Origin of the sequence: Zhenhengia sp., assembly GCF_046966505.1 — a bacterium.
Lineage (GTDB): Bacteria > Bacillota > Clostridia > Lachnospirales > Cellulosilyticaceae > Zhenhengia > Zhenhengia yiwuensis.
In genome coordinates this window covers 106,911-117,224 of sequence record NZ_JBKVCH010000010.1, presented here as the reverse complement: position 1 = coordinate 117,224, position 10,314 = coordinate 106,911, and the positions used below count along the sequence as shown (strand labels likewise).

Annotated in this window: 7 protein-coding genes; all 7 read right to left on the bottom strand. The window is 32.8% G+C overall.

What is annotated here, in order from left to right:
• The coding region (locus tag ACLTBU_RS12040; RefSeq protein WP_412219084.1) for an alpha-L-fucosidase at positions 1 to 796 on the bottom strand (796 nt) is incomplete at its 3' end.
• Between the two features lie 224 nt (positions 797 to 1,020).
• On the bottom strand, positions 1,021 to 1,740 hold the full coding sequence (locus ACLTBU_RS12035; protein ID WP_249332217.1) for a phosphoribosyltransferase: 720 nt from the start codon (positions 1,738 to 1,740) through the stop codon (positions 1,021 to 1,023).
• A 91-nt stretch (positions 1,741 to 1,831) separates the two neighbouring features.
• On the bottom strand, positions 1,832 to 3,688 hold the full coding sequence (locus ACLTBU_RS12030) for an aryl-sulfate sulfotransferase (protein ID WP_412219083.1): 1,857 nt from the start codon (positions 3,686 to 3,688) through the stop codon (positions 1,832 to 1,834).
• Between the two features lie 67 nt (positions 3,689 to 3,755).
• A complete protein-coding gene (locus tag ACLTBU_RS12025; RefSeq protein ID WP_412219082.1) occupies positions 3,756 to 5,225 on the bottom strand; it encodes an SLC13 family permease in 1,470 nt (489 codons plus the stop codon).
• 156 nt (positions 5,226 to 5,381) lie between these two features.
• Positions 5,382 to 6,701, bottom strand: a complete 1,320-nt coding sequence (locus ACLTBU_RS12020) for a helix-turn-helix domain-containing protein (protein WP_412219081.1) — start codon at positions 6,699 to 6,701, stop codon at positions 5,382 to 5,384.
• Positions 6,702 to 7,154: 453 nt separating this feature from the next.
• Positions 7,155 to 8,423, bottom strand: coding sequence for an HD domain-containing phosphohydrolase (locus ACLTBU_RS12015; protein ID WP_412219079.1), 1,269 nt, complete (start codon positions 8,421 to 8,423; stop codon positions 7,155 to 7,157).
• Between the two features lie 749 nt (positions 8,424 to 9,172).
• Positions 9,173 to 10,297: a M20 family metallopeptidase gene (locus tag ACLTBU_RS12010; RefSeq protein WP_412219078.1), complete on the bottom strand. Its 1,125-nt coding sequence runs from the start codon at positions 10,295 to 10,297 to the stop codon at positions 9,173 to 9,175.
• Positions 10,298 to 10,314: the final 17 nt, after the last annotated feature.

Here is a 10,314-nt window from a genome sequence, read left to right as displayed (position 1 = left end):
CAGCAGATATAATCCATGGCTGAATCTTACGAACCTTATCCACTGCCTCACCTAGGCGAATATCTTGTCCGCTTTGTTCACATACCCAGCCGGCGTCAAACCAGAGCACATCAATCTTGCCATAACGTGTACAAAGCTCTAAAAGCTGATTATGGGTAAACTGTACAAATTCTTCCCAAAGGTCTTTATGCTCTTCAGGCTTATAAGAAGGCCCCCTCCAAGTGAAATCCCCTCGCTCCATATGAGGTGCCCAGTAAGATGGTACATGCCAGTCTGCTTTTGAAAAGTAAGCCACAATACCTATCCCCTGTCTTCTAAAAGCTTCAAATAAATGTCCACAAATATCTGCATAATGGTGTGTATGGAATGGACAATCCTCCCCTGTAATTTTATAGTCTGAATACTGCGTATCCCACATACAAAAACCATCATGATGCTTCGTTGTAAAAATTAAATATTTAAATCCACCCTCTTTAGCTAACTTCGCCCATTCATCGGGTTGAAAACGAATAGGATTAAAGGTTTTATTTAAATTTTTATACTGCTCCTTAAACTCTTTGTTGGTTACGCCCCAATCCACACCATGTCTAGACCACTCTGCATCTTGGTCACTTAATGCCCAAGATTCTACTAATCCTAACTGTGAGTAAGGCCCCCAATGCATCATCAGTGCTAACTTTTGATCTTGAAACCACTCTAAATGCTGTACAACTTTAGGTTCTACAGGTGGGACATAGTGATCAACTTTACTATAAGTATGTACACCTTGTTCTACTACTTGTTCATCTTGTGCCATCTTTACCCTCCTATGTTATTTAAAATAGTAAATTTATACAATTTTCTTTGCTATTCATAGGTAATATTCTACATCTAAATACAAAAATTTATAATACACTATATTGTCTTTTTATTCTCCTATCTTGCTCTATAAAGATTACGCCCATAACCTCTCTATTAACCTTACATTAAAAAGAGGCTTGCCCCCTACTAACGGGCACAAGCCTCTTTAATCTCTCCCTCTTAATCCTCAAGAATCTGTAATCCATAGGAATTGACTATAGCATCCAATGGTTTCTTCGCTTTACAATCCTCACACATATCTGGGCTAGATAATTTAAAGTTTGGTAAATCATTCTTTGTAAATATAGCATTTACAGGGTATTCATCCACTTTATCTATATTGGCGAAAATAACAGATAAGCCTGTCACTTTTCCACCATATGCTAAAATTGTTCGAATAGCCTTAGAAATGGTTCCACCACTCATTGCTGTCGCCAATACAATGAGTACATTTTTCCCATAAATCATAGGTTTAATATTTTTATTAACCACCATCTGTCCACTCTTATCAAACTCCGGAGTAATAACGTAGAACGAATTGTGCTTATTATTAGATGGGAAACCTCCTATACTGAGTTCTTCTGCTAAATAAGCACCAATAACCTCACAACCATCCATACAAATAATCGTATCTATAGGTGTTTTAGTGGCTCCAAGCTCACTCATTGACTTCCAACTCGGTTCTAGGCCCATTATATTTGTATCTAATTTTACTTTTCTTACATATTGCTCTGCCATAACCTGGGCCACTAATTTAGCTTCTTTTTGACGCATTTTTAAAAATGTCATATCGATATAGTAATTAATATGGAATCTGTCACTTGAAAAATGTCCTGGAATGGCTTTTAAGACTAAATCAGCATTACTCTTACATGGAATTTTGATTTGTTCTTGCATCATTTACACCTCATCTTTTCTTATTTTATATCAACGCAAAGCAGACCTAGAGTCTTATTTCATTCTAGATCTGCTTTACATGAGTTATCCTATCCTAACAAGTAATTTGAATACCTGTTTCATATTTTTTATCTTCAATAATCACACGAATATCATAAGTACCTTTTAAACCTGTTTTGGTTACACAAGTTCTAGTATTTCTATCATCTGTATCTAAGAAAGAACCACAGCACATTGCTTTAGATGGAACAGCAGTTGTAGAAATGTAATATCGATGTACTTCATCTCCTTGTTCTAAGAGCATCATAGCAAGGTCCCCTTTCATAAAGCGGCAGAAGAATGTAAATTTGTCAAATTCCTCTTCAACTCTTGCATTACATGTTTCTGGTAAGAGCTGTCCACAAGCTTCTGCTGGAATGCCTGTCTCAAACTCTTTGGTTTCACTTAAATAACCTAGAATAGTACCTTCACCCATTTCTAAATTGTTGCCCTCACTGTATAATTTCATTTTTTCAGCACGATAGAAATTACCATGTACTTTCATTTCATACATCTTTGTATCATTAACGAGTTCAACTGTAACGGAAGATTGAGAGCCACCTGCCATTATAGCAAACGCGCCTAGTGCTTCTGACGGCTTACCATCTTTATCATAAGCAATTCCTCCAGAATGCACCATATAGTGTCCTTCATTATAATATTCCACATTACAGATATAAGGTGAGAAGAATTCTGCTCCTCTTTCTTTACCATATTGCCATACTTGCTCAATGGTCATATCTTCAGTATTAATTCTATATCTTACCCCTCTAGAGTAGTTATTATATGCAGGTACTTTTCTTTCTTCCACTTTAGTCGCATTATGATGATTATCAAAGCACATTACATCTCCATTTGGAGTAATAACACAAGCGTGCTGCTCATATTGCCATTCAAAGTTATTGCCAATTGGTTTAAAGAAATATTTTTGCATATGTTCTGGCCAAGTTTCTGGGTCACCTATAATCCAGTTAAGTTCACCACTCTCATAATCTATATTAATCATGGCATCAACATGACGGCCTGAAAATGTTAAAGAGTGAGTTTTTTCATCATACCAAACTGCATTGTTATGGAACCAGTCTTCATCTGTATAGGATAAACCTTTTCCTTCTCCAGGTGTTAAGCATTTGCTGTAATCCCAAGTTTTTAAGATTTCACCTGTTTGTCTATCTACTAACACACACATATCTTCTACTGTTTCACTTGTTAAATCTTCAGTTAAGCATAATAGGTTACCATCTGGCATTTCAAATTGATCATGGTGGTACGCTCCAGGAATACGGTACTCTTTATAAATTTTTCCTGTTGGAGACATTTCATATAAGCCAGACATATAGTATGGCATTTTAATAAGGCGATCTGTTCCAAATAATAAATTACCATTTTTTAAACGTTTTAAGTCAAAGACACAAAGAGTTGTTAAGTGCCAACGAATATCTCCAGCATAGTCAACACCTACTGTTTTGTCAGTACTTGCTGGGCAAAGAATCATGATATTATCTTGGAAATATTCTGGTGTAGTTTGTACGTATTCAATAATACTTTGATCAACAACATTTTCTACTTTAATGTGAATCGTTGTTGTCTTACCTCTATAAGGTGTGATTTCTACTGTATTATTATAATTGCTATAGAGCCCTAGTACTGGTAAAATATGTGTTTTTGCTTTTGGAAAAGTATGTACAATATCAGCTGCCTTTGTTTTTCCTTTAACACAAACTGTTACAGCTACTTCTTCTTCTGTACGGAATAATACTACTGCTGATAATGGGTTAATAAGATATGCATTATATTTTACAAGTGGGTTTTCTACTGTATAGTTCCCAGCTTCAAATTCTGCTAACATTTCTTTTTCTGCTTTTGTTTGAAGTGGAATCCAGTGTTCAATTTTTTTGTATTCTACTGCCATTACAATCGCTCCTCTACTATTAGAAATTATTTTTTTATCGCTTTAACTCTTATTGCATTTTTTATTATTAGAAGAATAGATTTGCAAAAGGTACACCTATTACCAAAATAACGATTATTTCTACAACAAGGATTACCCCTGTATACTTATACACATCTCCAGAAGTTAGATAGTCTTTATTTCCAAATAACATAGCTGCGAGTGGAGATGCTGATGGTGTACAAGCTGCTGTTGAGAGTACAGCAAAGATAAGTAACGTAATAATAGGCGCTGGACTAACACCCGAATTTGCACAATAAGTTAATATAACTGGCTGTAAAATCATTCCGATTACTAAAGAGTTACATACATTCGTTAATATAATTGCTAGCATTAATAAAACAATTGTAAACATAACACCTGACATTCCATTAAAGATTGGTGTTAAAACAGTATTTAAGAATGGTGTTACACCTGTTGCTTCATTCGTTAATACACCACCAATCAAGATTGCAGATGTACATAAGAAGTATGTAGGCCAAGCAAAATCTTTACCCATTACTTCATTAAAACGTAACACAGGTCCATCTTCAAATTGAATCAAACTTAAAATGCCTACTAACACGATAGGTACAACTAAAGAATTTTTATTAATAAATCCTAAAATAGGTGCATTTGGCAATAAACTTGGGATTAACATACAGAAAATGAAAACGCCTAGGAAAATACCATATACTTTTTGTGCTTTAGACATTGGAGGTAATGGATTTTTTCTTAACATCTCAATATTAATTTTCTTCATAGGCTCTACGTCTGGGTGGAAAATAAATTTCATAACAAAGACTACAGATATAATTAAAATTAATCCTAAACTAAAACAAACCATAAAATAAGTGGCATCAGAAATGAGAATTCCTTCAGTTATTGTTGGGAAGTTTGCTAATAAACCTTTGTAGTTTCCGAGTAAAGCAAGTGCATTTGACATATACGGTGGGACTGGGAAACCAATTAATGCTGCTATAACAATACCTATTACTAATAATTTTGGATAGGCATCTGTTTTCTTATATCCCACTTCTTCAAATATACCATATAAAATAGGCCAGAATAAAAATATAGGAGCAAATACCCCAATAAATACAGACATTAAATAGGCGCCTAACATCATCACGAAAGTAAATACCCAAGGTCTTCCTTCCATAAATTTCCTAGTCATAATCCAGCGCGCAATGTATACTGTAAATTTTCTATTGGTTAAACCACCCATAAAAATCATTAAGAATAACATTTGCACAACGGTTGGATTACCAAAACAATTAGCTAATACATCTCCTGCTGGAGCAAAATCACTCATTGCCAGCATAAAGATACTTACAAGACTTGCAACGGTAGGCTCAATAGTTGTCCATAGATAAAGCGTTCCTATAAATATACCTATAACTTGTAATCCTATTTCTGTTACATTTGGTAATACACCTAATGGAATAAAACGAAATAGAATCATAATTGCAAAACCAATGATAAAATGAACATATGATGCTTTAATTTGTTTTTCCATATTCCTACGACCTTTCATATCCAATCTAAAATATTTTGTTAAATTTTTATCACATAAACCTATTATATAATTCTTCTAACCAATTTATAATAGTAAAATTTTAGATTATTGTATGAAATAATTATAAAAAAAAGGTATATAAAGAAATTATTTTATCTATATTAACATATCCATTACGATGTTAATGTTCAAATTTCCTACACTTTGTTCAATTTTCTGTTTTAATCTATAGGCTTGTAAAAATTCTATTTCATCTTTTACTACAAGCGAAATTTTGAGTGTTTTTGTTTTACCTGTACCTAATTTTAAAACACTAAATCCAATCACGTTCATAAAAAGCTGCTCTCTCTCTTTATCCTCCAAATACTGATAAGGGTGAAGCATATGTAAAATAGCTTTGGATTTATACGCTTCATGAATCAAGTCATTAAGGTATTCATAGACATAATAACGAGAATTGAATTGCTCCTCCATATCCTTACAGAGATTGAGTATAATCTCAACGCCTTCTAAGCTAAGAGGGCTTCTTTGCTTAACTTGAAGTAAGTGTTTATATAATCTACTGGTAGTTGTTTCTTGGTAACAATTAATATGATGTCTTTCAATAAATTTCTCCAAAACATCTTTTTGAAATTCAATTCTATAAGAGTCCTCTCGCTGACAAGCCTCTTCTCTCCATGTCTTAGGGCGTTGATTAAAATACCTTTTAAAAGTATTATAAAAGGACTTCATATCATAAATGCCCACTCGGTTAGCTATTTCAGTCATAGGCACTTGCTGCTCTAATAAATACTGCTGAATGATAATTAATTTTCGATACTGTACAAAATCTTTAAACCCAATTCCACCGACTTTTTTCATAAACTGAGAAAAGTAAGTCGCATTCATATATAACTCTTTTAAAATATCTTCTACGACAATCTTTTGATGACTATGATTCATCACATATTCCACTACAGAATAATAGCGCATTTGTAATTTCTCTGTTGGATATTCTTCTTCTTGTTTTAAATGCGTAATCAACTGATAGGAAGTAAATAACATATTTACTAAACACTCTTCATTAAAGAGCTTGGCTTCTGGTCCAACCATTTCATATAAATTATTTTCAAAGCAATATTGATTAATAAGTAATTGAACGACGTTCTCATTCAAGCTGTTTTTTAATGGTCTATCTATTGGCAATAATTCATCATTATTGAGAAAATCTACATATTCTATCTTGCCAAATATATGTCTGAATCGAGACACACGAATTTTTGTTGAAATAATATAGGCCCCTTCACTCTCTATGCTATGCACAATATTACGATTAATAAAAGTAAACTCTCCTTCTCCTACTTGTATTGTTCGCTCTACTTTTTGAATAGTAATAGTTCCTTTAAGCACAAGAATAATCTCTACATCCTCTGCCTGAAAGTGCGGTTTTATAGTATTGACATACAACATATTTGTTCTAATTCGATTCTCTGTCATCTTGTTCACCATTTATATTAATTATATTATTTATATTTTGTTTATAATTTATCTATATTTTATTATTTATATTTTATTATACTATAATTTTTATAACTCTTACAGTTAAGAAGGTGCTAAACTTATTCTTTCAAAACCAGCCAGTTCTTTACAAGGGCATACCTACTTAATCCCTTATGTCAAAAATCTTGCCACAACTTAAAAGCCAACCTAAGCCTCGCCCATATTTCTAGAGGAAAGGCGTACTTAGGTTGGCTTTTATTGTGTAAAGTTGTATTTTCTTTAAAAGTTCCATATTTAAAGAAGCATAATCTACAAACGGATACTTCACATAAATGTGCTCTTTCATACTTACAACTTTCTTAAATCTTCTGACAGAAATAACCGAGTTTACAATAGCCATATAAAAGGATTCTATCTTTCTTTAGAGTAAACACAAATAAAAGTCTTATTCTACTTAAGAACAAAACTTATTTTATCAAAATATTTTAACATTGTTTCGTACTCATTCATTAAATTATTATATAAATCTATTGTATCTTTCGTATTGGCTTTAACTCTTTCTTTAATATAATCGTAATTTTCAATTACTAAATGACATATATCCTTATCTATCTCATAATTGGATACCATATTTGATAATATTGATAGAACTTGATCTTTTGAAAACTCATCCTTATAGCTTCTCTTTCCTATCAAAGCGCTTAATATATCTGCAACTGCTACGATTCTCACTTCCTTTGATATTTGATCATCTCTTAAGCCAAATGGATATCCTGTTCCATTTAACTTCTCATGATGTAAGGCTGCTATATCTCGTATATCATCTATTCCCATATTACTTAAAATCTTATATACAACGAGCGCATGACTTTTCATGACTTCAAATTCTTCCTTAGTAAGACTTCCCTTCTTCTCTAATATATTTATTGGAATTGATATTTTCCCTATATCATGAAGCATAGATGCTACCTTAATTATTGTTGACTTATAATCATCTAATCCCATCATTTTACATATTTGCCAACTTATTTCTTCCACGGTTATAGTATGTAATATGGTAGACTCACTTCTAAAATCTATTGCATAATTTAACATCCTTGCATATGAAATGATTTCTTCTCTTGATAATTCTCTTTTTTCAAGTATCTCATATAACTCACTTAAATAGGTATCACCTTCTATTTTTTCGAGTAAATCATATTCATCACATGCCTTTTTAAATAATTCTTTATGCTCTTCAAGTATATAATTACTATTTTTATTTAATATCCACATAGGGTCTATTTTATTAAAACGCAACTGTAAAACTGCAATACTATCCGCTAAATTTAATAGAAGTGCTTCTTTAGGAATCTTTATTTCTGCTGAATGACTAAAATCTTTAGGATACAAATGATGTCCTAATACGATCTTGGCTAAATCTGATAAAGGTGAAAAATACTTTATAAATAAATATCCATATACAGAATGGTTCATTGGAATCTCTAAGTCAATAGCAACAATATGATTCCTTTCCTCTACCTTATATACCCCTATATCATGGAACACAGTTAATGTAATTATCCTTAATATTTCTTCATCGCTATATCCACCATGGCATTTTAATAGCTTGTACATTATATATGCAACCTTTTCTCCATGCCCTTCCAATCTATCATCCATAGAATCTAATGTTCTCTGTATGATCATCACGATATCTTTTAAAGTTATTCTTTTCATACAAATATTACTCCACAATTAAACTTTCTTTTTTTCATCTCATACTTTACCATTTTTTTACTCATATTAAAAGGTTATTCTAATTTAGCATATTCACTTTCTTAATGTGGAAGATCTAAAACGAAAATTACTATGGGCTTTTTCTACTTAATTTTATTGTATGATTTAGTAACCCTACCGAAAATTAACTATTCTAAATATTTTACTTCCTTTTAAAACATGAATAGTGTATAAATAAAGTATAAGTTTTAAAACACGTACAGATCTCCCTACCATTCTAGATAAGTAAGTTCATCTGTACTACTAAGAAAAGTTTAGAACTTTTTAGCTCCCCCCCTAAAAATACTAAACTTTTTCTTAGGTCCTTCTACTTAGTGGTGGCAACTCCGTAGAAGAGAAACACGCTTGACAATTCTTGATTAAGCCACGTTCAATTGCATATAAGTCTTAACCTACTAACAAGCCAAAAGGTCATACCCAGCTTAGGTTAGCCATCTCAGGAACTTGCAGTGATACATGTAGTGGCATCCCTTTCACCTATAGGCCCTGACAACGCACACCAACGCTACGTACTACCTCCTCACTTCTTAGTATGTATAGCCGCCTTGCCTATTGAACACCTGCTTAATCCCTTATGTCAAAAATCTTGCCACAACTTAAAAGCCAACCTAAGTCTCGCCCGTATTTCCAGGGGGGAAGGCGTACTTAGGTTGGCTTTTATTGTATAAAGTTATATTTTATATACTTTATTATAAGTTTACCTTTTTCATTAAAACATCATATCCTGTATAGGCTAAGGCTAATGTTCCAACTAATAGCCTTTCATGACCAAGTGGTGTTATGGTAGCATCTGCTAATGCTCTACTATGTCCTGTTATATAACAATCTGAAATACCTATATAAGGATGAATTGTTGGTGTAATATGACTTACATTACCTATATCACTTGATCCAGCAGATTTTTTCTCTTTAATTTCTGTGATACCAAGCATTCTTAAGTTTTCGTTAAATGCCTCTGATAAATTTTCATTGGTTACTAAGTTATCATAAGGCAATTCATACCTTTCCATACTAAGGGTTGCTCCTGTCATAAGAGCTGCCCCTTCTGCTATTTTTTTAACCTTTTCTACTACATCTTCTAATGTTTCTTTTGTTGCTGCTCTAAAATAAAACTGAGCAACAGCTTCGTCTGGTACTATATTTGCTGCTACACCACCACTTGTTATGATCCCATGCATTCTAACATCAGGTGTAACGTGTTGACGGAGGGCATCTATCCCATTAAACAACTGAATCACACTATTTAAAGCATTTATTCCTTCATGAGGACTGGCTGCTGCATGAGCTGTTTTCCCTTTATATGTAAATTGTAAGGGATAAAGTGCTATGGTATCTCCGCTTCTAATGGTTTCACTTGCTGGATGAGCCATCATAGCTACATCTAATTCATCAAATACACCATTTTCAGCCAATATAACTTTGGCGCCATCCGTTTCTTCAGCTGGAGTACCATATACGATGATACGGCCTCCAACTTCATCTAATATTTTACTTAAAAGAACGCCTGCTCCCGCTGACATTGGACCTATCATATTATGACCACACCCATGGCCTATTTCTGGTAAAGCATCATATTCGCATAAGTACCCTATTGTTGGTCCTTCTTTTTTACTATCAAAAGTTGCTCTAAAGGCTGTTTTTATATTTAAAAATTCTCTTTCTACAGTAAAGTGATGCTCTTCTAAAAATGAAGTTAATATTTCTACTGCTTTAAACTCTTGATTTCCTAGTTCTGGATTATGATATATATATTCACTAAGCTCTGCTAATCTATCTTTTATTTTTTGTCCTTCGTTAAATAATATTTCTTTCATATAAATTTCTCCTTTGT